The 22,964-nt window shown below is 64.7% G+C and carries 18 protein-coding genes; 2 read left to right on the top strand and 16 right to left on the bottom strand.

What is annotated here, in order from left to right; translation table 11 throughout:
* Nucleotides 1-4 precede the first annotated feature (4 nt).
* The 14 genes from nuoI to metH all read right to left on the bottom strand — a co-directional run bounded on the left by nuoI (nucleotide 5) and on the right by metH (nucleotide 15,424).
* Nucleotides 5-541, bottom strand: a complete 537-nt coding sequence (gene nuoI / locus DSM43276_RS09310; protein ID WP_078329135.1) for an NADH-quinone oxidoreductase subunit NuoI — start codon at nucleotides 539-541, stop codon at nucleotides 5-7.
* Nucleotides 534-1,802: an NADH-quinone oxidoreductase subunit NuoH gene (gene nuoH / locus DSM43276_RS09305; protein WP_078329136.1), complete on the bottom strand. Its 1,269-nt coding sequence runs from the start codon at nucleotides 1,800-1,802 to the stop codon at nucleotides 534-536. The genes nuoI and nuoH overlap by 8 nt, the downstream gene beginning before the upstream one ends.
* Nucleotides 1,799-4,183: an NADH-quinone oxidoreductase subunit G gene (locus tag DSM43276_RS09300; RefSeq protein WP_078329137.1), complete on the bottom strand. Its 2,385-nt coding sequence runs from the start codon at nucleotides 4,181-4,183 to the stop codon at nucleotides 1,799-1,801. The genes nuoH and DSM43276_RS09300 overlap by 4 nt, the downstream gene beginning before the upstream one ends.
* A complete protein-coding gene (gene nuoF, locus DSM43276_RS09295) occupies nucleotides 4,180-5,484 on the bottom strand; it encodes an NADH-quinone oxidoreductase subunit NuoF (RefSeq protein ID WP_078329138.1) in 1,305 nt (434 codons plus the stop codon). The genes DSM43276_RS09300 and nuoF overlap by 4 nt, the downstream gene beginning before the upstream one ends.
* Nucleotides 5,481-6,209: an NADH-quinone oxidoreductase subunit NuoE gene (gene nuoE / locus DSM43276_RS09290; protein WP_078329139.1), complete on the bottom strand. Its 729-nt coding sequence runs from the start codon at nucleotides 6,207-6,209 to the stop codon at nucleotides 5,481-5,483. Before nuoE ends, nuoF begins: the two co-directional genes overlap by 4 nt.
* Entirely contained in the window at nucleotides 6,206-7,477 is a 1,272-nt protein-coding gene (gene nuoD / locus DSM43276_RS09285) for an NADH dehydrogenase (quinone) subunit D (RefSeq protein ID WP_412458651.1), read from the bottom strand. Before nuoD ends, nuoE begins: the two co-directional genes overlap by 4 nt.
* A gap of 26 nt (nucleotides 7,478-7,503) precedes the next feature.
* Nucleotides 7,504-8,190: an NADH-quinone oxidoreductase subunit C gene (locus DSM43276_RS09280; protein WP_078329141.1), complete on the bottom strand. Its 687-nt coding sequence runs from the start codon at nucleotides 8,188-8,190 to the stop codon at nucleotides 7,504-7,506.
* Complete coding sequence (locus tag DSM43276_RS09275) at nucleotides 8,187-8,741, bottom strand: NuoB/complex I 20 kDa subunit family protein (RefSeq protein ID WP_078326371.1); 555 nt, start codon at nucleotides 8,739-8,741, stop codon at nucleotides 8,187-8,189. Before DSM43276_RS09275 ends, DSM43276_RS09280 begins: the two co-directional genes overlap by 4 nt.
* 72 nt (nucleotides 8,742-8,813) lie before the next feature.
* Nucleotides 8,814-9,200 (bottom strand): NADH-quinone oxidoreductase subunit A, encoded by a 387-nt coding sequence (locus DSM43276_RS09270; protein ID WP_078329142.1) that lies wholly within the window; start codon nucleotides 9,198-9,200, stop codon nucleotides 8,814-8,816.
* 207 nt (nucleotides 9,201-9,407) lie between these two features.
* Nucleotides 9,408-9,803 carry a hypothetical protein gene (locus tag DSM43276_RS09265; protein WP_078329143.1) on the bottom strand — a complete coding sequence of 132 codons (396 nt, stop codon included), beginning with the start codon at nucleotides 9,801-9,803 and terminating at the stop codon, nucleotides 9,408-9,410.
* Nucleotides 9,804-9,862: 59 nt separating this feature from the next.
* A complete protein-coding gene (gene hisG, locus DSM43276_RS09260; protein ID WP_078329144.1) occupies nucleotides 9,863-10,732 on the bottom strand; it encodes an ATP phosphoribosyltransferase in 870 nt (289 codons plus the stop codon).
* A gap of 1 nt (nucleotide 10,733) precedes the next feature.
* Nucleotides 10,734-11,015 carry a phosphoribosyl-ATP diphosphatase gene (locus tag DSM43276_RS09255; RefSeq protein WP_176126497.1) on the bottom strand — a complete coding sequence of 94 codons (282 nt, stop codon included), beginning with the start codon at nucleotides 11,013-11,015 and terminating at the stop codon, nucleotides 10,734-10,736.
* A 16-nt stretch (nucleotides 11,016-11,031) separates the two neighbouring features.
* Nucleotides 11,032-11,715 carry an HAD family hydrolase gene (locus DSM43276_RS09250; protein ID WP_078329145.1) on the bottom strand — a complete coding sequence of 228 codons (684 nt, stop codon included), beginning with the start codon at nucleotides 11,713-11,715 and terminating at the stop codon, nucleotides 11,032-11,034.
* A gap of 46 nt (nucleotides 11,716-11,761) precedes the next feature.
* Nucleotides 11,762-15,424 (bottom strand): methionine synthase, encoded by a 3,663-nt coding sequence (gene metH, locus DSM43276_RS09245; protein ID WP_234803000.1) that lies wholly within the window; start codon nucleotides 15,422-15,424, stop codon nucleotides 11,762-11,764.
* Nucleotides 15,425-15,705: 281 nt separating this feature from the next.
* Between metH and DSM43276_RS09240 the strand changes: the two genes are divergently transcribed.
* Complete coding sequence (locus DSM43276_RS09240) at nucleotides 15,706-16,659, top strand: PAC2 family protein (protein WP_372991153.1); 954 nt, start codon at nucleotides 15,706-15,708, stop codon at nucleotides 16,657-16,659.
* 16 nt (nucleotides 16,660-16,675) lie between these two features.
* Here the strand turns inward: DSM43276_RS09240 and DSM43276_RS09235 are convergent, their stop codons facing one another.
* Nucleotides 16,676-17,830 (bottom strand): alpha-hydroxy-acid oxidizing protein, encoded by a 1,155-nt coding sequence (locus tag DSM43276_RS09235; protein WP_078329147.1) that lies wholly within the window; start codon nucleotides 17,828-17,830, stop codon nucleotides 16,676-16,678.
* Nucleotides 17,831-18,103: 273 nt separating this feature from the next.
* Between DSM43276_RS09235 and DSM43276_RS09230 the strand changes: the two genes are divergently transcribed.
* Nucleotides 18,104-19,483, top strand: a complete 1,380-nt coding sequence (locus tag DSM43276_RS09230) for a SagB family peptide dehydrogenase (protein WP_078329148.1) — start codon at nucleotides 18,104-18,106, stop codon at nucleotides 19,481-19,483.
* Nucleotides 19,484-19,487: 4 nt separating this feature from the next.
* Here the strand turns inward: DSM43276_RS09230 and DSM43276_RS09225 are convergent, their stop codons facing one another.
* Nucleotides 19,488-22,958: a non-ribosomal peptide synthetase gene (locus tag DSM43276_RS09225; protein ID WP_078329149.1), complete on the bottom strand. Its 3,471-nt coding sequence runs from the start codon at nucleotides 22,956-22,958 to the stop codon at nucleotides 19,488-19,490.
* Nucleotides 22,959-22,964: the final 6 nt, after the last annotated feature.

Genomic DNA, 22,964 nt, shown 5'->3' with positions numbered 1-22,964 from the left:
AAGCTCACCTGACGTCCTCCCCCGCCTGAGGCAGGTTGCCCAGGTAGTAGTCCGTGTCGGTGGTGCCCGGGTACATCGCGTGTGGGGGCGGCGCCATTCCGGGCTGCAACGGTGCCAGCAGTTTGTCCTTGCCATAGATGAGGTCGGACCGGTTGTCATCGGCCATCTCGTAGTCGTTGGTCATGGTCAGCGCGCGGGTCGGGCATGCCTCGATACACAGCCCGCAACCGATGCACCGCAGATAGTTGATCTGGTACACCCGACCGTATCGCTCACCCGGCGAGAAGCGTTCGTCCTCGGAATTGTCGGCGCCCTCGACAAATATGGCATCGGCCGGACATGCCCAGGCGCACAGCTCGCAACCGATACATTTCTCGAGCCCATCGGTGTACCGGTTGAGTTGATGCCGTCCGTGATACCGCGGTGCGGTGGGCTCCTTCTTCTCAGGGTATTGCTCGGTGAGCCGCTTTTTGAACATCGACGAGAAGGTCACCCAGAACCCCGCCATGGCATCGACCGAATGTCGCAGAAGATCAGGCATGTGCGTCCTCCTTTGTGGTCGGGCCCGGGCCCGCGCCGACGTGCTGCCCGGGCAGCGGCGGCACCGGGAATCCGCCGGCCATCGGATCGAAGCTGCTGGACAGCATGGGTTTTAGCGATTCGGGGCGCCGCGACACGACACCCACCAGGGCGATACTGCCCACCGAGAACGCGACGCCGGTGACCCCGAGGATGATCGACGGATTTCCGTATCCATAGAGCGCCATGGCCTGCACCACTGCGACGACGACGATCCACACCAGCGCCACCGGGATCAGGACCTCCCAGCCCAACCGCATGAACTGGTCATAGCGCAGCCGCGGCAATGTGGCGCGCAGCCACATGAACAGGAACATGAAGCCCCAGACCTTGGCCACGAACCACAGCACTGGCCACCATGAGGTGTTCGCACCGTCCATCAGGCTCAACGGCCACGGCGCGTGCCAGCCACCAAGGAACATGGTTGCCGCCAACCCGGAAACCGTTGCCATGTTGATGTATTCGGCGAGCATGAACATCGCGAAGCGCAGCGAGGAGTATTCGGTATGGAAGCCGCCGACCAGCTCACCCTCCGCTTCGGGCAGGTCGAAAGGTGCTCGGTTGGTCTCGCCGACCATGGCGGTGACGTACACCAAGAATGACGGCAGCAGGAGGAAGACATACCAACGGCCGGCCTGCGCCGCGACGATCCCCGACGTCGACATCGTTCCGGCCAGCAGGAACACCGCCGCGAACGTCAGGCCCATCGCGATCTCGTAGGAAATCACCTGCGCGGAGGACCGCAATCCACCGAGCAGCGGGTAGGTAGATCCGGATGCCCAGCCACCCAACACAATCCCGTAGACGCCCACGGAAGTGACCGCTAGCACGAAAAGAATCGCCACCGGTAGATCGGTGAGCTGAAGTGGTGTGCGATGCCCGAAGAACGAGACCACGGGACCGAACGGAATGACCGCGTACGCGACGATCGCCGGCACCACAGAGATGATGGGCGCCAGGAGATAGATCGGCTTGTCGACGCCGGCCGGGGTCAGGCCCTCCTTGAGGGCCAGTTTCACGCCGTCGGCCAGGCTCTGCAGCAGTCCGAACGGGCCCACCCTGTTGGGACCGATGCGGCGCTGCATCCAGGCAAGCACCTTGCGCTCGACAAGAATCGCCACGAGCACGGTCAGCACCAGGAAGACAAATACCGCAACACATTTCAGGATCACGAGCCAGAGCGGGTCGATTCCGAACTGTGACAAGTCCGTCTTGCCCGTCATGCTGCCACCTCGATTCGGACCACTTGCCCGAGCGCGGGACCGAGCTGCTGATGAACCTCCGACCCGGCCGAGCGCATCGGCACCCACACAACCCTGTCCGGCATCTCGGTGATCCGCAGCGGCAGGGTAATGGCACCCTGGATCGACTCCGACATACTGCGCACGGTCACCGATTCGCCGTCAGCGGCACCGATCTCGCGTGCGGTGGCCTCCGATAACCGCACCTCCGTGGTGTGCGCGGTACCGGCAAGGAACTGTTCGCCGTCCTGCAGCCGACCGGCGTCCAGCAGCAACCGCCAGGACGCCAAAACCGCCTCTCCCGCCTCGGGCCGTGGCCTGGCGGTCGCCCGGACCGGCCCCGGGGTTTCCCGCGCGCCCTCCCACGGCCCGATGTCCGCGAGCTCGGCGAGCGCCTCGTGTGCGTGGTTCAGGCCGATCGGGCGATCCATCCGCCGAGACAGCGCGGCAAGCACTCTGAGATCGTCGAGGGCATCACTGGCGTCCAGAGTGGTCTGGAAAGGTCTCAGCCTGCCTTCCCAATTCACGAAGCTGCCCGACTTCTCCGCGACCGCCGCCACCGGAAGTACCACATCGGCGAGCTCGGTGACAGCGCCGTGGCGCATCTCCAGGCTCACCACGAATCCTGTCTTGAGCGCACCGACGGCAGCCGCGGGATACGGAAGATCCGCCAGTTCGACGCCACCGACGAGGAACGCGTCGAGCCCGCTCCCGGGATCCAACATGCCGGCGGCATCGAGTCCGGGCATGTCGGGCAGTGCGATCACTCCCCACTTGTCGGCGACATAGCGTCGTGCCGCACTGTCCGACACTGGGTGACCACCCGGCAGGAGCCTGGGCAGCGCCCCCGCTTCCAAGGCTCCACGCTCCCCCGCTCTTCGCGGAACCCACACCAGTGTCGCGCCAGTCTTCGCGGCAAGCTGGGCTGTGGCCGACAGCGCTCCGGGTATCCACGCCAACCGCTCCCCCGCCATGATCACGGCCCCGGGCTGGCGTAAGAGTTCCGAATCAGCCAGGCCCACGATGGTTTCCGGTTCACTACCGGGAACGGTGGCAATCACACCGGCAGAGAGCTTGGTGGATCCGCGGCTGACGAAGGGCGCGATGGTGAGCACCCTGAGTCCCCGCTTGCGGACTCCCTTGCGCAACCGCAGGAAGACGATGGGAGATTCCTCTTCCGGCTCGAACCCCGCCAGCAGCACCACCGGCGCGGACTCCACAGCCGCATACGTCTGCGTCATCCCGTGCCCGGCGACGCCCGCGCCGAGGAACGCGGCCTCCTCGGCGCTATGCGCGCGAGCGCGGAAGTCGATGTTGTTGGTGCCTATCACCATCCGGGCGAACTTGACGTAGGCGTAGGCATCTTCGACGGTGAGCCGTCCACCGGTGAGGACCCCGGCATTGGCACCCGCGTCCGCCAAACCCTTTGCCGCGGTTTCCAATGCCTGTGGCCAGGACACCGCCACCAGATTTCCGGACTCGTCACGAATCATCGGATTGGTGATGCGGTCGCCCGCGGTGGCGTACGTGAACGCCCAGCGCCCCTTATCGCAGTTCCATTCCTCATTGACTTCGGGATCGTCACCGGCCAGACGCCGCAGCACCTTTCCCCGCCGATGGTCGGTGCGCTGCGCACATCCGCTCGCGCAGTGCTCACACACACTGGGGGTGGACACCAGATCGAACGGGCGGGCCCGGAATCGATATGCCGCACCGGTGAGAGCACCCACGGGACAGATCTGCACGGTATTGCCGGAGAAGTAGGAATCGAAGGGTTGGTCGCTCGCGATGCCAACCTGTTGTTGCGCACCGCGTTCGAGTAACTCGATAAACGGGTCGCCGGCCACCTGTTGGGAGAACCGGGTGCAACGTGCACACAGGACACAGCGCTCCCTATCGAGTAGCACCTCGGTCGATAGGGGAATCGGCTTGGGAAACGTGCGTTTGGCCTCGGCGAACCGGGTCTCGGCGCGACCGGTCGACATGGCCTGGTTCTGCAGCGGACACTCTCCGCCCTTATCGCAGACCGGACAGTCGAGTGGGTGATTGATCAGCAGCAGTTCCATCACGCCGCTCTGCGCCTTCTGCGCTGCTGCGGAGGTGACCTGCGTATGAACCACCATCTCGTCGGTGACGGTCGTGGTGCAGGCGGCCAACGGTTTACGCTGCCCCTCCACCTCGACCAGGCACTGGCGACACGCACCCACCGGCTCGAGGAGCGGGTGATCGCAGAACCGGGGAATCTGGACACCGATCAGCTCCGCCGCGCGAATGACCAATGTGCCCTTGGGCACCGAGATGCTGGTTCCGTCGATGTTGACGGTGACCAGCTCAACCCCGGTCCCCCTTTCCACGGCGGTCATCGGTCCCCCTCCCCGAAGACGGTGCTGGCCCCCGAGTCGAAGGGGCATCCATTCTCCAGGTGTGCCTCATACTCTCCGCGGAAGTACTTGAGCGAGGACATGATCGGACTCGCCGCGCCGTCGCCGAGAGCGCAGAAGGACTTACCCAACACGATGTCCGAGACGTCGAGAAGTTTGTCCAGGTCTTCGGCGGAACCCCCGCCGGATTCCAGTCGCTGGAGGATGCGCACCAGCCAATAGGTGCCCTCACGGCAAGGCGTGCACTTGCCACAGGACTCGTGCGCGTAGAACTCGGTCCACCGCAGCACCGCACGCACCACGCACGTGGTGTCATCGAATATCTGTAATGCCTTGGTGCCCAGCATCGAACCGGCTGCGCTCACGCCCTCGTAATCGAGCGGGACATCCAGATGCTCGGCGGTGAACAACGGTGTCGATGAACCACCGGGAGTCCAGAACTTGAGCCCGTGTCCGTCGCGCACTCCCCCAGCCAGCTCCAGGAGCTCGCGCAGCGTCACTCCGAGTGGAGCCTCATACTGTCCCGGAGTACGCACATGCCCGGACAACGAGTACAGCGTGAACCCCGGTGATTTCTCCGATCCCATTGTCCGGAACCATTGGGCCCCACGTCTCAGGATGACCGGGACACTCGCGATGGACTCCACGTTGTTGACGACCGTCGGGCTGGCGTACAGACCCGCAACCGCGGGAAATGGGGGACGCAGCCGCGGCTGGCCGCGGCGTCCCTCCAGCGAGTCCAAGAGCGCGGTCTCTTCCCCGCAGATGTAGGCGCCCGCACCGGAGTGCACCACCAGCTCCAGATCGAAACCGCTATCAAGAATATTGCGGCCCAGGTATCCCGCCTCATAGGCCTGTGCCACCGCGGTCTGCAACCTTCTGATCACCGAGATGACCTCACCGCGCACGTAGATGAAGGCATGTGCGGCACGGATCGCATAGGCGGCAATGACAATTCCCTCGATGAGGGTGTGCGGTGTCGCCAGCATCAACGGAATGTCTTTGCAGGTACCGGGTTCTGACTCGTCCGCGTTCACCACCAGGTAGTGCGGCTTGCCGTCACCCTGCGGAATGAAAGACCACTTGGTGCCTGTCGGGAATCCGGCGCCGCCCCGCCCACGCAGACCCGCGTCCTTGACCAGGGCGATGACGGCATCCGGTGCCATGCCCAGCGCGGTGCGCAGGCCCTGATAGCCCTCATGGCGCAGATACCCGCCGAGGGTCCAGGAGTCGGCCTCGTCCCAGTGCTCGGACAGGACCGGGGCCAAGATCGTGGACGTCACCGCGCCTCCCCTTGTACGTCGTGTACTTCCTTGGCCAGTCGCAGTCCCGCCAGTGTCGGGTCACCCGGCTGCGCCGCGGCGACTGCGTCGGGCCGCTCGTCGGCGAACCCGGCCAAGATCCGGGCGGTCTGCCGGAACGTGCACGGTGTCGCACCGCGCCGTGGCTCGGGAACACGGCCGCGACGGAGGTCTTCCACCAGATCTACCGCGCCATCCGGGGTTTGGTTGTCGAAGAACTCCCAATTGACCATCAACACCGGCGCGTAGTCACAGGCGGCGTTGCACTCGACATGCTCGAGCGTGACCTTCCCGTCCTCGGTGGTACCGCCGGGTGGGACGCCGAGCTCATCGACCAACCGCGTCAAGATCGCGTCACCACCGAGCACCGCGCACAGCGTGTTGGTGCATACGCCGACGAGATAGTCGCCGGTCGGCTCACGCCGGTACATCGAGTAAAAGCTCGCTACCGCGGTGACCTCGGCGGATGTCAGTTCCACGTGTCCGGCACAGAATTCGATGCCGGCCATGGTCACATAACCGTCCTCGGACTGCACCAGGTGCAGCAGCGGCAACAACGCCGACCGACGGCTCGGATACCGGTCAAGGATCTCCTTGGCGTCGATGGCAAGCCGTGAAACCACTTCCGTCGGGTACGTTGTGCGCCCCGCGAAGCTGCCCTCATCCTCGGGCGGGCGGCTCCCGAGTTCGACGAATACTTCGCTCACCTGTCCACCCCACCCATCACCGGATCGATACTCGCGACCGCGGCGATCAGGTCGGCCACCATCCCGCCCTCACACATCGCCGAGACAGCCTGCAGATTGGTGAACGACGGATCGCGGAAATGCACGCGGTAGGGCCGGGTTCCGCCATCACTGACCATATGTACCCCGAGCTCGCCGCGTGGCGACTCGACGGCGACGTACACCTGTCCGGCCGGCACCCTGATCCCCTCGGTCACCAGCTTGAAGTGGTGGATCAGCCCCTCCATGGAGGTGCCCATGATCTTGGCGATGTGCTTGGGTGAGTTGCCTAATCCATCTGGGCCCGACGAGAGGTCGGCGGGCCACGCGATCTTCTTGTCGTCCACCATGATCGGTCCTGGCCGCAACCGATCCAGACACTGCTGAGCGATCTTGATGGACTCGCGCATCTCCTTGACCCGGATCAGATATCGGCCATAGGAGTCGCAGTCCCCATCGGTGATGACGTCAAAGTCATAGTTCTCGTACCCGCAGTACGGTTGTGCACGTCGCAGATCATGCGCAAGCCCCGTGGCCCGCAGCACCGGACCCGTGATGCCCAATGCCATGCAACCGGTGAGATCCAGGTATCCGACGCCCTGGGTCCGCGCCTTCCAGATGTAGTTCTCGTTCAACAGGTTTTCCATGTCGCGCAACCTGCCGGGCAGGATATTCAGCAGATCCTGCACCTCTTGCTCGGCGCCATCGGGCAGGTCCTGCGCCAGCCCACCGGGCCTGACATAGGCGTGGTTCATGCGCAGTCCGGTGACCGCTTCGAACACCTTCAGGATCATCTCGCGCTCGCGAAATCCGAGGAACATCGCGGTCATCGCACCGAGCTCCATGCCACCGGTTGCGAGTGCGACCAGATGGGAGGAGATGCGATTGAGTTCCATCATCAACACCCGAATCACGGTGGCACGCTCCGGGATTTCGTCGGTGATGTCGAGCAGCTTCTCGACACCCAGACAGTAGGCAGTCTCGTTGAAGAATGGTGACAGATAGTCCATCCGGGTCACAAAGGTGACGCCCTGTGTCCAGGTGCGGTACTCCAGATTCTTTTCGATACCGGTGTGCAGGTAGCCGATTCCGCAGCGCACGTCGGTAACCGTCTCCCCCTCGATCTCCAGGATCAGCCGCAGCACGCCGTGGGTCGACGGATGCTGGGGGCCCATGTTCACGACGATTCGCTCGTCGCCGGCTTGCGCAGCGGCAGTGACGATCTCGTCCCAGTCCTGCCCACCGGCCATGAGATGAGTCTCGGGCTGTGCTGTCATTAGTTGTAGGACCTCCGCTGATCGGGCGGCGCAATGGTCGCCCCGTGGTATTCGACAGGCACACCACCGAGCGGATAGTCCTTACGCTGAGGATGCCCCTCCCAGTCATCCGGCATTTCGATTCGCGTCAACGCGGGGTGGTCGTCGAAGACGATGCCGAAGAAGTCGTACGTTTCCCGTTCATGCCAGTCGGTGGTCGGGTACACGGCATTCAGCGACGGAACATGCGGATTATCATCCGGCACAGCTACTTCGAGTAGGACACGGCGATTCCAGGTGATCGACATGAGTGGGTAGACGGCATGTAGTTCCCGCGCGGTGTCCTCGGGGTAGTGCACACCGCTGACGCCGAGGCAGAGCTCGAAACGCAGTTCCGGGTCATCCCGCAGGGACTGGGCAACCTGCACCAGATGCTCGGCCCTGACGTGGATCGTGAGCTGATCGCGAAAGACGATGACACCCTCGATAGCGTCCCCGTAGGTGACGTGTTCCTGCTCCGAGAGCACCGATTCCAGCCGGTCCACGACCTGATCGAAGTACCCGCCATAGGGACGGGCCGAGCTGACCGGCAAGGAGATTGGCTGAACCAGGCCGCCATAGCCCGACGTGTCACCACTGCCGTGGACCCCGAAGAGCCCGTGCCGTACCCCGATGACCTCGCCGGGGTTCTGCTCGTCGCCCGTCACCGCAGCAGGCCCTTCATCTCGAAGGTCGGCGTGGCGGCGAGAGCCGCCGCCTCGGTCTCGCGGATGACTTCCTCACGGTTGGCCCCGAGCGGCATATGGCCGATCTTCTCGTGCAGCTTCAAGATCGCGTGCAGCAGCATTTCCGGGCGCGGCGGACAACCGGGAAGGTAGATATCCACGGGGACAACATGATCGACACCCTGGACAATGGCATAGTTATTGAACATCCCGCCCGAAGAAGCACAGACCCCCATGGCGAGCACCCATTTCGGTTCAGCCATCTGGTCATAGATCTGCCGCAACACCGGGGCCATCTTCTGACTGACCCTGCCCGCCACGATCATGAGGTCGGCCTGCCGGGGTGTCGCCGAGAACCGTTCCATGCCAAAGCGGGCGATGTCGAATCGGGGGCCCGCAGTCGACATCATCTCGATGGCGCAGCAGGCCAGTCCAAAGGTGGCGGGCCACAACGAACCTTTGCGCACGTACCCCGCCAGCGCCTCGACGGTGCTCAGCAGAAATCCGCTAGGCAGTTGTTCCTCAAGACCCATGGCTCTCCCGACAGGTGTGCTTATTCGTGATGTTGCAAGGACTTCCGCGCCGCCCCGCCGATCGCACAGGGGCTAATCCCAGCTCAGGCCACCGCGCCTCCATTCGTAGGCGTACGCCACCGACACGTTGACGATGAACAGGGCCATTGCGAGCAGTCCGAACACTCCGAGGGCCTCGAAGTGGACGGCCCACGGATACAAGAAGACGATCTCGATATCGAAGATGATGAACAACATCGCGGTGAGGTAGTACTTCACGGGCACCCGGTGTCCGCCGACGGCGGCACCGTGATGATCACGGCCCATGGAGTGCTGGGTGGGCTCGATACCGCATTCATACGCCTCAAGCTTCGCGCGGTTGTACCGGCGCGGACCGACGAATGACGAAATCCCAATGGAGAAAACGGCAAAGGCCACCGCAATGGCGCCGAGCACCAAGATCGGTACATATGCATCCATGGCAGAACAGCCTCCCGAATCGATCGATCGGGTCCCTGTGCTGGATCGGCAACGCTGCCGCGTCATTGCTGTCTGTGGTCGAGGGCTGCCGACCAGTACAGATGTGACCTAACAAACACACTATCGGTTGGCGCCTGATCCATGCCACCGTTTGACGGTGTTTTGCGCAATTAAGTACGTGAGCCGAAGGGCCTGGGACGGCTGATGTCAGCGGTGTGTCGCGGCGGCCGAACCTAGCAGCTCGATCACCGTCGCGGTCAGTCGCATCGGGTCGATCGGCCGCGGTACCACGCCTTCTGCGCGAGACCAGTTCGCCAGCCAGCTGTCCTGCGGACGTCCGGTCAGGACCACAATCGGAGGCGGCGCGTCGACCTCGTCCTTGACCTGCTTGGCCACGCCCATCCCGCCGAAGGGCGTCGCTTCACCGTCGAGGATCGCCAGGGCGATACCGCCCGCGGCGAGGCGTTCGATGACCATGGGCCCGGTGGCCACCTCGACAAACTCCAGCGGCGGCAGTGCGGAATCCGGCCGTGTGCCAATTCCCTCAATTACCTTGCGCCGGACCGTGATGTCATCGCTATAGACGAGGACGTGCAGCGCCATACGGCCATGCTAGGCCGAGCTGCGGCTACTCGCGAAGGAATCCGGGAAACCCCGGGAAACTAGGCCCGGAAGAACCTGACTTCGGAGGCCAGGATGGCCTTCGCGCCGATCGCGGCCAGCGCATCCATGGTGGTATTGACGCCCTTGCGTGGGGCCAGGGCACGCACCGCCACCCACTTCTCGTCGGCCAGCGGAGCCAACGTCGGAGATTCCAGACCGGGCGTCACCTTGAGTGCCTCGTCCAGAACCGCACGCGGGCAGTCATAGTCAAGCATCAAATACAGCTGACCGAACACCACACCCTGGATGCGCGCCGTCAGCTGTGCGCGAGCCGTTTCCGTTGCCGGATCGGCGTTCTCCCGCTCGATCAGCACGGCCTCTGAATCGCACAGCGACTCACCGAAGGCCACCAGTCCGTGCTGGCGCAGGGTGCGGCCGGTACCGACGATATCGGCGATCACATCGGCGACGCCAAGCTGGATGGATATCTCGACAGCACCGTCCAACCGAATGACATCGGCCTCGATTCCCTTGGTGGTCAGATCCTTTCGGACCAGGTTGGGGTAGGCAGTGGCGATCCGCTTTCCCGCGATGTCGTAAATCGTCCAGTCTCGCCCGGCGGGCGCGGCGTAGCGGAACGTCGATCCACCGAATCCCAGCGCGAGTCGCTCGGTCACCGGTGCATCGGAGTCCATCATCAGGTCGCGGCCGGTAATACCAAGATCCAGCTCGCCAGAGCCGACGTAGATCGCTATGTCCTTGGGCCTCAAGAAGAAGAACTCGACGTCGTTCTGCGGATCGAGCACCGTGAGGTCCTTGGCGTCTCCGCGCCGCCGGTAGCCGGCCTCGGAAAGAATCTCGGACGCGGCCTCACTGAGCGCCCCCTTATTGGGGACAGCGACGCGCAAGGCTCCGTTCACACTGGTCATGTCAGAGCTTCCGGTAGACGTCATCGAGGGTGAGACCGCGGGCAATCAGGAGTACTTGCGCCCAGTAGAGCAGCTGGCTGACCTCCTCGGCGAGTGACTCGTCGCTCTCGTGCTCGGCAGCCAGCCACACCTCGCCCGCCTCTTCGAGCAGCTTCTTGCCCAGGGTGTGTACACCCGCGTCGAGTGCGGCGACGGTCCCACTTCCCTCGGGCCGGGTTCGGGCACGGTCACTGAGCTCGGCGAACAGCTCCTCGAAGGTCTTCACGGGTGGCGATTCTGTCACGACCGGCCCTGGCGAGTCATATGGGTTTGCAGGTAGTCGCCGTCAGGACGTCAGCGTGGGCACGTCGCAAGTCCTCCGGAGACAGCCCCGACAACGTGGTGGCAAGCCTGCGCCGATCAGTGCCGGGCACCTCGACGTGGTTGGGCACCACCAGCACCGCACAACCCGCCGCCTCGGCCGCGGCGGCACCGGTCACCGAGTCCTCGATGGCCAGGCAATCGGCCGGGTCTACGCCCAGCAGCGCCGCGGCCCGCAGGTACGGGTCCGGGGCCGGTTTGGTGCGCACCACCTCGTCACCGCATACGGTTCCGGAAAACCATTGTGCGCCAATGGTCTTGAGCGCCTGGTTGGTGAGCGATCGGATGGTGTTGGTCACCAGCGCCATGGGTACCTGCTCGGCGGCAAGCTGCGTGAGCATGTCCTGCGCGCCATCGCACCAGGTCAGATCGGTTTCAAAGAGCTCGCCGGTGTACTCGTGTAGCCAGTCGTTCTCACGGGCCATCAGCTCGGGGTCCGGCTCCAGCCCGAACGCTGCGAACATCATCTGCATGGTGGCCTCGGCGGATCCGCCGAGCAGTGCGGCGCGCAGCTCGGGAGTCATCTCGCCGCCCAGCCTGCGGCACGTTTCGGCCATCGAGATATCCCAGAGCTTCTCCGAGTCGATGAGCGTGCCGTCCATGTCCCACAGCACCGCACGCATGCGACCAATTCTGCCAGAGGTCGCCTGCTGCCCCTGACGCTGGTGCTCAGTCCTCCGGGTTATAGCCGAGATTCGGGCCGAGCCAGCGCTCCGCTTCCTGCAGCGTCCAGCCCTTGCGCTTGGCGTAATCGGCGGTCTGGTCCTGGGCGATCCGCCCGACCACGAAGTACTGCGACTGCGGGTGCGAGAAGTACCAGCCGCTGACGGCAGCGCCGGGCCACATCGCCATCGACTCGGTCAGTTCGATGCCGGTCCGCTCCTTGACGTCCATCAACTCCCAGAGCGTCGACTTCTCGGTGTGCTCCGGGCAGGCCGGGTAGCCGGGGGCAGGACGGATTCCCCTGTACTTCTCACCGATGAGCGCTTCGTTGTCCAGCTGTTCGTCGGGCTGGAATCCCCAGAACTCCTTGCGAACCCGTTGGTGCATCCGTTCGGCGAACGCCTCCGCCAGCCGGTCTGCGAGCGATTCGAGCAGGATCGCGTTGTAGTCGTCGTTGGCCGCCTTGAACGCGACGATCTTCTCTGCGCTGCCCAGCCCGGTGGTGACGGCGAAGGCGCCGATAAAGTCGTTGGCCCCAGTTTCTTTGGGGGCGATGAAGTCGCCCAGCGACCGGTTGGGGATACCGTCCCGATGCTCGCCCTGCTGGCGCAGGTTGAACAGCTTCGCCCTCACCTCGGTGCGGGTCTCATCGGTGTAGACCTCGATATCGTCACCCACCGCATTCGCCGGGAAGAAGCCGATCACCCCGTTGGCGGTCAGCCACTTCTCCTTGATCAGGGTGTCGAGCATCTCCTGGGCGTCGTCGTACAGCTTGCGGGCCGTCTCGCCCGAGACCGGGTTGTTCAGGATGTCGGGGAAGCGGCCCTTCATCTCCCAGGCGTTGAAGAACGGCTGCCAGTCGATGTACTCGCGCAGCTCAGCGAGGTCGTAGTCGAGGAACTCGCGCACGCCAAGGCCCTGAGCGGGCACCGGCGGGGTGTAGCCGGCCCACTCGATCGGCGTCCGGTTCGCACGGGCCTTCTCCAGCGTCAGCATCGGCCGCTCACTCTTCTGGGCGTGCCGTTCCCGCAGGGCCGCGTAGTCCTTCTCGGTGGCCTCCAGCAGGGCGGGCCGCTGCTTGTCGTCGAGCAGCGCCGCGGCGACCGGCACCGAGCGGGAGGCGTCCTTGACCCAGACCACCGGACCGCTGCGACGCGGCGACACCTTGACGGCGGTGTGCGCCCGCGACGTGGTCGCGCCGCCGATCAGCAGCGGGATCTTCAGCTCCTGACGCTCCATCTCGACGGCGAAGTTGACCATCTCGTCCAGGGACGGCGTGATCAGGCCGGACAGCCCGATGATGTCGGCGTTGTGCTCCTTGGCCGCGTCCAGGATCTTCTGGGCGGGCACCATCACACCGAGGTCGATCACCTCGTAGTTGTTGCACTGCAGGACAACCCCGACGATGTTCTTGCCGATGTCGTGGACGTCGCCCTTCACCGTCGCCATGATGATGGTGCCGTTGGTGTCCTTACTCGCCGCGGCACCGGACTGCTCCTTTTCCGCCTCGATATAGGGCAGCAGATAGGCCACGGCCTTCTTCATCACCCGGGCCGACTTCACCACCTGGGGCAGGAACATCTTGCCCGCGCCGAAGAGGTCGCCGACGACGTTCATACCGTCCATCAGCGGGCCCTCGATCACCTCGATCGGGCGACCACCTGCCGCGGCGATCTCGGCCCGCAGTTCCTCGGTATCGGCGTCGACATCGGCGTCGATGCCCTTGACCAGGGCGTGCGTAATCCGTTCGCGCACAGGAAGGCTGCGCCACTCGGCCGCCACCGGGTCCTCGGCCTTGTCCGTGCTGTTGAACCGTTCGGCGATCTCCAGGAGCCGTTCGGCCGCGTCCGGGCGACGGTTCAGGACGACGTCCTCGATCCGGTCGCGCAGGTCGGAGTCGATCGAGTCGTAAGGCACCAACGCGCCGGCGTTGACGATGCCCATGTCCAGGCCGGCCTTGATGGCGTGGAACAGGAACACCGCGTGGATCGCCTCGCGGACGGGGTTGTTACCGCGGAACGAGAACGACACGTTCGAGATACCGCCGGAGATGTGCACCCCGGGCAGGTTCTCCTTGATCCAGGCGCACGCCTCGATGAAGTCGATCCCGTACGTCGCGTGCTCCTCGATGCCGGTGGCCAGCGCGAAGCAGTTCGGGTCGAAGATGATGTCCTCGGCCGGAAAGCCGACCTCTTCGGTCAGGATCCGGTAGGCACGCCCGCAGATCTCCTTGCGGCGCTCCAGGTTGTCGGCCTGCCCCTGCTCGTCGAAGGCCATCACCACGACGGCGGCGCCATACTTGCGGCACAGCCGTGCCTCGCGGATGAACTTCTCCTCGCCCTCCTTCATGGAGATGGAGTTGACGATTGGCTTGCCCTGCACGTTCTTCAGGCCGGCCTCGATGACCTCCCATTTCGAGGAGTCGATCATCACCGGGACGCGGCTGATATCCGGCTCGGCCGCGATCAGCTTGGTGAACCGGTCCATCGCGGCGACGCCGTCGATCATGCCTTCGTCCATGTTGATGTCGATGACCTGCGCACCGACCTCGACCTGCTGCAGCGCGACCGACAGCGCGGTGTCGTAGTCCTCGGCCTTGATCAGGTTGCGGAACCGGGCGGAGCCGGTGATGTTGGTGCGCTCACCGATGTTCACGAACAGCGAGTCGTCGGTGATGTTGAGCGGTTCCAGGCCCGAGAGCCGGGTGGCCAACTCGATCTCCGGCAGCTCGCGCGGTCTCACGCCCTCGACGACCTTGGCGATCTCGGCGATGTGCGGCGGCGCCGTGCCGCAGCAGCCACCGACCAAGTTGACGAGGCCGGCCTCGGCGAATTCGGCGATGTAGCCGGCCTGGGCTTCCGGGGACTCGTCGTACTCGCCGAAGGCGTTGGGCAGGCCGGCGTTCGGGTAGCAGGACACGAAGGTGTCCGCGATGCGCGCCACCTCGGCGATATAGGGCCGCATCTCCGGCGCACCCAGCGCGCAGTTGAGGCCGACCGCGATCGGCTTCGCGTGCCTGATCGCGTTCCAGAACGCCTCGGTGACCTGACCGGACAGCGTCCGGCCGGAGGCATCGGTGATGGTGCCCGAGATGATCACCGGCCAGCGGCGTGCGCGTTCCTCGAACAACGTCTCGACGGCGAACACCGCCGCCTTGGCATTCAGCGAATCGAAGATCGTCTCGATGATGATCAGGTCAGAGCCACCGTCGACCAATCCGTTGAGGGCTTCGAGGTAGGCAGCGACAAGCTGGTCGTAGGAGACGTTGCGGGCGCCGGGGTCGTTGACGTCCGGCGAGATCGACGCGGTCCGCGTCGTCGGTCCGAGAGCCCCGGCGACGTATCGGGGCTTGTCCGAGGTGCTGAACTCATCGCAGGCAGCGCGCGCCAGGGCAGCTCCGGCGTAGTTCAGCTCGTAGCTGAGGTCGGCCATGTCGTAGTCCGAGAGCGAGACCGCGTTCGCGTTGAACGTGTTCGTCTCAAGGATGTCGGCGCCCGCCTCCAGGTACTCCCGGTGGATTCCCTCGATGATGTGCGGCTGCGTCAGGTTGAGCAGGTCGTTGTTGCCCTGCAGCGCGGTCGGCCATTCCATGAACCGCTCACCGCGATAACCCTCTTCGTCCGGGCGGTCGCGCTGAATGGCGGTGCCCATCGCGCCGTCGATAACCATGATCCGCCGGAGCAGCGCTGCGGTTAGTTCATCGGTGCAGTCGGGGCGGACGTTCGGCACAAAGGTGTCCGGCGCAGAGACGTCCGACTTCGCGGCGTTCACAGGGCACTCCTTCCGTAGCGGAAGGCGTCCTTAACTCTGCCGAGCGTGGCGGTCACGGGCTGTGATCCGGAACCGTTGCAACGCCTCTCGACCAGATGGAGTCTACGTCGTCGCTCAACAGTCGTGCGAACGCCCAATATGTCGTGCAGGTTTCTCTCAGGGGCGGTCATATCAACAATGTGATCCGGCTATCTAATCCATTCTCCGCCAGCCGCAACTCGTCCCCGTCACGCAGGGCTTACGCTGGCACCGTGACCCTGTCGGATACCGCCCAGAACGGCCTACCCGTGCTGCGCGACCCGGTGGTGGTTGCCGCTTTCGAGGGCTGGAATGACGCCGGCGATGCGGCCAGCGCGGCGTTGGAGCACCTGGACACCACCTGGCAGGCCACTCCGTTGATGACCATCGACGATGAGGACTACTACGACTACCAGGTCAATCGTCCCATCGTGCGGCTGGTCGAGGGCGTCACCCGCGAGCTGGAGTGGCCCGGGATGCACATCTCCTATTGCTCACCTCCCGGCTCGCAGCGCGATGTGGTGCTGATGCACGGCGCCGAGCCGAATATGCGCTGGCGCACCTTCTGCAACCGCTTGCTGGCCATCGCGGACCGCCTCAACGTGTCGACCGTGGTGATCCTGGGCGCCCTGCTGGCCGATACTCCACACACCCGGCCGGTGCCCGTGAGCGGCACCGCCTACTCCCCCGACGCAGCCAAGTTCTTCGGACTGGAGGAGACCCGATACGAGGGTCCTACCGGTATCGCCGGGGTATTCCAGGACGCCTGCGTGAACGCCGGGATACCCGCCGTCGCGTTCTGGGCCGCGGTACCGCACTACGTATCCCAACCCCCCAATCCGAAGGCGACGGTCGCCCTGCTGCAGCGCGTCGAGGATGTGCTCGACGTCGAGGTACCGCTCGGAGATCTGCCGGAGCAGGCCGAGGAGTGGGAGCAGGCGGTCTCCGAGATGACCACCGAGGACGAGGAGATCGCCGAGTACGTGCAGTCGCTTGAGGAGCGCGGCGACGCCGAGGTGGACACCACCGAGATTCTCAGCAAGATCGACGGCGACGCCTTGGCCGCCGAATTCGAGCGCTACCTACGACGGCGCGGACCCCGATTCGGGGGGTAAATCCCGTTGCCGTGCATCAGGAAAGCCGCTGCACCGCCAACTCGTCGAGCGAAAGATAGCAGTTCACGGCCATGGTCAGGTCGGCTTCGGCCAGCAGTGACTGGATGACGTGTTTGACGCCGTTGGTTCCGTCCAGCGCCAGCCCGTACACGTACGGCCGGGCGATCCCCACCAGGCTGGCGCCCAGGGCGACAGCGCGCAAAACGTCGATACCGTCACGGACCCCGGAGTCGAAAGTCACTGGAACCGAGCCGGCCGCCTGGACTGCCGCGGCCAGACCATCGATGGCGGGAATTCCGCCATTCGCTTGCCGTCCACCGTGATTGGAATAGGCAATGGCATCGATGCCACGATCCACCGCCTGCCGAACGTCATCGACGTCGCAGATGCCCTTGAGAATGATCGGGAGTTTGGTCAGCTCGCGATAGCGGTCGATGTCCGCCCAGGTGAGACCCGGATGGCTGAACAGCGACGCCCACACCAGACCGGCGTGCATCGGGGCCAGTTCCCCGGCGGAACGCACCCCCGCGATTTCCAGGAAGCGGGGATCTGAGGTGTAGTTCGCCAGGCAGTGTCCGTGCAGCATCGGCAGGTAACCGTGTGCGAGATCACGGGGGCGCCATCCCAATGTGCCGGTGTCCAGGGTCACCGCGAGCGCGTCGTACCCCGCCGCCTCGGCACGCCGGATAAAGCTGTCGGTCAGCTCGGCATCTGATGACGGGTACAGCTGGAAAATCCCGTAGGAATCGCCGCGCTCCGCGGCGACCTCCTCGAGAGTGGCCGAAGAGAGCGTCGAGTACATGGCGGGCACATCGAGTTCACGGGCGGCGGCGGCGGTGAGCAGATCACCACGGTCACGGACCGCACCCAGCACTCCAACTGGGCAGATGAACACCGGACTGGCGAGCTCGCGCCCCAGAAATGACGTAGACATGTCCCGAGTCGTACGGTCTCGCAACATCCGGGGCACGAGCCCGTAGCGGCGCAGTGCGGCGGCATTCGCATCCTGGGTGTGCTCATCACCGGCGCCACCACGCACGTAGCCGAAGATTCCCTCGCCCAGCGTCTGCTCCGCGCGACTCTCCAGTTCGGCAAAGGTGAAGGGAAGTGTCGACACCTTGCCGAGCGCACCCGCCGCATAGAACTGGAGCTGGAAATCGCCGAAATTCATCGAGCACTCCTCATCGTTCGGACATTCGCCGGATGCTCAGCGTACTGAGCACTTTCGGCCTCATCCAGCACCATCGGCCGGGTGGCCGCGCATGCTCGTCAGTCAGGTCGCACAGTGAACTGCGGAGCAGGTAGCTCGTGCATCCACACGGCTGGCAGCAATCCACCACCCAGCAAAGAGAGCCCAAGTTAGGGATACCTTACCGGGGTTCCTTATGATCGTGGATGAAACGCACACGCATTCGGCGTCGGCATACGTTCCGGAAGGCTTCCGTTGTCCGCTCTCACCTACCCCGCCGGAACCCGGTTCGCCCTACGCGACGGCGCAACGTGCCTCGTCACAGCCGCGGGCGCGATACTCCTGAACCCACCGCGCAACGAGAAACTCACCGGGCTCTCACAGCAGCAGCGGCGCGTACTGAAGACTCTCAACAGCGGCCCCTCGACGTTCGCGGAACTGATAACCGATGCCGATAGCGACGCCATCGAGGCACTCATCGCGCGGCTACTCGAAGGCGGATGGCTGTCGCTGAAGGTCCGAGACGACAAACACGACCTCTATGCCGTCGAGTGCTTCGGTGTCCCCGCCCCTCAACCCACGGATGCCGCATCATCGGGCGTCCATCTGTCCAAATTCTCCGTACTGCATCGCGATTCACGTGGATACGTGCTGGAAAATCCGCTGAGCTGGTGCGATATCCGCATCCACGATCTCCGTCTGCTCCCCCTGCTCGGCGGCCCCGGACGCGCCGGCGCCGACCTGGGTGAGGATCTCATCGCGCGATTCCAGGCCGATCTGCGCTGGGGCGGATTCGTCGTCTCCAACAGCGACGAGGAAAACCACGAGTTCCCCTCCGTCAGCTGGAGCGCATCGGACCTGTGGTTCCACCGACGCAGCACCCTGGGGGAACGCACCATCACCTGGGACCACTTCGGTCCCACGAAATGGGCGAAGGGCAAGTTCCCGCAGCCGGCTGCACGAAAACCCGACTATCCGGGAAGCCCGGTCGCGCTACCGGCCCCGGATCTGGCGGCCCTACGCGCCGGGGATCCGACCCTCACCACGGTGATCGAGGACCGGGTCTCGGTGCGCGCCTTCGATGACGCCAACCCCATCACCATCGAACAGCTTTCCGAGCTCCTGTATCGCACGGCTCGTACCCGTGGCGTCCGCTCGGAAAGCGAAGGCGAAGAACTCCTGTCCCGTCCGTATCCCTCGGGTGGCAGCGTGTACGAGCTGGAGCTGTATCCGGTGGCGCGCAACGTCGCCGGACTCGCACCGGGCATGTACCACTACGACTCCTTTGAGCATGTTCTACGGCCGGTGGCCGACGCCGACTCCACCGCGGTCAAGCAGCTGCTGAAATCGACCTCCGCGACGCTGGAGGGGGGCGCCGAACCACAGGTGCTGCTGGTGATGGGCGCACGCGCCGGGCGGGTGATGTGGACCTACGAGCAGGTCGCCTACTCGGCCATCCTCAAGCACGTCGGCGTACTCATGCAGACCATCTACCTGGCCGCCACTGCCATGGGGCTGGGCGCATGCGCCCAGGGATTCGGCGATACCGCAGCCTTCACCGCGGCCGCGGCCGTCCCGGAGCTACAGGAGTGCAGCGTGGGCAGCATGGTGCTGGGTACGCCCGCGTCTTCCTGACCGGTCAGGTGGTGCCGGCCAGGATCTCCTCATCGGTCATCGCCGCGATTTCCAGGTAGTGCCCCGCGACCACGGCCAGCCGGTCTGGAGTTCCGTTTTCGGCCTCTCGTTTCAACAACCGATCGGCGAGCCCGGCTATGGTGCGAGTGGCGAAGAAGTCCCCGACGAGAGCGTGATCGACCGACAGCCAATCGCGCACGCGCGCGATGACCGCCGTCGCCAGCACCGAGTCTCCACCCTGGGCGAAGAAATCATCGTGCACACCAATGGATTCCACACCCAGGACTCCTGCCGCCAGGTCGACCAGGGCCGCATCGAGATCGTGTCGCGGCCCCGAGCCGGCGCTCATGGTGCTCGCCTGCTCCAGTAGCGCCGTCACCGCACGTCGATCCATTTTCCCGTTAGACGTCAACGGCATGTGCTCAAGAAGTTCAATCCGGGTTGGGATCATGTAGCCCGGGAGCAGGTCACCGAGCAGTGCCGCGTAATCAACAGAACCATCTGGGGTACTCACGACCGCGGCAACAAGATTCGGTGCATCACCGCCGACAATGGCGGCGACCGCGTGACGCACACCCGGCACGAGACGCAGCGCGCTTTCGACCTCGCCCAGTTCCACCCGGTAGCCCCGGATTTTCACCTGATGGTCGGCGCGGCCCAGGAATTCAACGGTTCCGTCGGGCCAGTATCGCGCCATATCGCCCGTTCGATACCAGCGCAACCCGTCGTACTCGACGAATCGCTGCGCGGTGCGCTCGGGGTCGTTGCGGTATCCGGCCGCGACACTGTCGCCACCAATCCATAGCTCACCCGGCACCCAGTCGAGGCAGTCGCGACCGGCCTGCGAGACGACCCGGCACCGCACATTGCGCAGTGGCACGCCGAAAGGAACCGTCGCCCAGCGCTCGGGCGGGTCGCCCACCACCTCGCAAATCGTGCTGTGGATAGCAGCCTCGGTCGCCCCACCGAGGCCGGTGAAGCGGCAGCCTCGGACCTGAGCCGCGAGCCTGCGCGCCAGGTCCGCACTCACCCAGTCACCACCGAGGATGACCGCACGCAACGAATCGCCTAGCTCGCTGCCGCCGATCTCCAAGATCATGTCCAGCAGGCCGGGCACGCAATTGATTATCGAAACTCGATGGCGCCGTAGTAACTCCACCCAGGTGGTCGCCTCGGCACGCTGGGCGGCATCGACGGCAACGACCGCGGCACCCACCGAGAACATGCCAAAGATGTCGTACACCGACAGGTCGAACTCGAGCGCCGACAACCCGAGCGCACGGTCGGAGGAGACGACCCCGAACTCATCGTTCAACGCGTCGATGGTGTTCATCGCGGCCGCGTGTGAGACGTCAACGCCCTTCGGCGTACCGGTAGACCCGGATGTGAAAAGAACGTAGGCGATCTGTGAAGCGTCGGGCAGCACCGGGGCCTCAAGAGGTTCCTGGTACTGGCGGGCCGCGTCGACTGGCAGCTGGTCGATGGGCATATCGGAACCAGCTGCGGTCGGTGCCGTCAAAGCCAGTGTAATTCCGCCGGTTTCAAGAATCGCGGCACGGCGCTGTGCCGGCTGATCGAACCCGATGGGTACGTACACGGCGCCCGCCGCGAGCACACCGAGCACGGCCAGAATCTGATCGCGCCCCTTGGGCAGCTGCACCGCGACCGCATCGCCGGGCTGAACGCCACCTGCGCGCAGCGCACCGGCCACGGCCAAGGCCTGTGCGGCCAGGTCGCCGTAAGTCCATACCCCGTCCTCGTCACCGAAGCCCCACACCACCGCGGATGCGCCGGGGTGCGTCTTCGCGAAATCGAAGAAGCCTTCATGCAGGCGCCGGCCGGTGACCGGGCCGCCGGTCGCATTGACGGTTCGTCTGACCTCGGCCTGCGAGGCCGGAAGCCGCACGGCGGCATCGGCATTCCAGCCGTCGTCACCGGCGCAGAGCGCGGCCACCGCATCGGTGTAGCGCGCGAACATGGTGTCGACCATGCCGTCCGGGAAAGCCGATTCACGCACGTCCCAGTTGAGCAGCAGGCCGCCTCGTACCTCAGTGACCTGCGCATCCAACAGCACCTGCGGCCCTTGGGAAATGATCCAGACCGGTTCGCCAAAGGTCTCGATCACCGACGTAGCGAACAGCTCCCCCAGATTCAGCGCGCTGGTGTACACAACCGGCGCCAATACCGGCTCACCGCGGTGCCTGCCTAGGTCACGGAGCACATTGAGCCCCGGATACGCCGAATGCGCCCCGCTCTCGTACATGCTGCGTTGCAGGGCGCGGGCCCGGTCGGCCACCGACATCTGGTCGGTCAGATCGACGTCGAGCATGATCGAGGAGGTGAAATCACCGATCACCCGGTCGATATCAGGGTGCACCGATTCACGATGGAACAAAGGGACATTCAGCAGGAAGCGACTTTGCGCGGACCACCCGCCGATGGTTTCGGCGAAGACCGCGGCCATCGCCATCGCGGGGGTGATTCCGCGCTGATGTGCGGCAGCCAGCAGCTGCTGCTTGGCCCGCGGTTCAAGCCAGTAGTCGTATCGGACGGTGCGATGTGGTTCGGTTCGTTCACTCACCGGCACGGTGGGCAGCTCCGGCGCACCCGGCAGGTCCTCCAACCGCTCGCTCCACCATTGACGATCACGTTCACGCGCCGGCTCATCGCCGCGCTCCTCGGTGCGATACCGCCGGTAGGTGTATCCCAATTCCGGTTGTGCGGCACCGTGATACAGATCAGCCAGATCGGACACCAGCACCCGGTAGCTCATCGCATCCCCGGCCAGCATGTCCACGTCCAGATGCAGCCGGCTACTCGTCTCGTCGCGCAAGGTCAGCGTGACGTCGAGCACCTGACCGTCCTCGATCGCCAGGCGCTGATGCGTCTTGCGCTCACGGAGCTCGGTCAGTGCCGCCTCAACCTCCGCACCCGCATGTCCACGCAGGTCCACCACACTGAACACATCGCGCCCCGGGATGGACAAGGTCTGTTGGGTGCCGTCGGGCAGAAACCTGGTGCGCAGCATGGGGTGTGCCGCCACAAGCCGGTCGACCGCCAGCCGTAGCCGCTCGGCATCGATTGCTCCACCATCGAACTCGACGTACAGGTGCGCCGCGACGCCACCGAGCTCCTGATCCTCCGAACGGCCGATCCAGTACGCGTGCTGCATCGTGGCCAATGGGAAAGGGGCTTCTTCCACGTCAGACACGGCCAGTCCAGGCTGGACGGCCTCGACGGTGGGCCCTGTTTCTCCACCATCGAGCAACTCATGCCACGATGCGACCGAGGGGGATGCAGCTAGCTGCGCGAAGGTGATACCACTACCGCGCTTACGCCAGCCGCCTGCCAGCGTCATCATCCGGATCGAGTCGAGCCCCAACATAATGAGGTCATCTGCATCCGAGATCTCCGCGGGCATAAGCCCGACGAGCTCGGCAATCGTCGACCTGATCTCATCCCTGCTGATATCCATGTTGTC

The organism is Mycobacteroides salmoniphilum, from assembly GCF_004924335.1.
GTDB lineage: Bacteria > Actinomycetota > Actinomycetes > Mycobacteriales > Mycobacteriaceae > Mycobacterium > Mycobacterium salmoniphilum.
The sequence above is the reverse complement of the archived record's forward strand: the minus strand, read 5'-3'. Positions and strand labels throughout refer to the sequence as shown.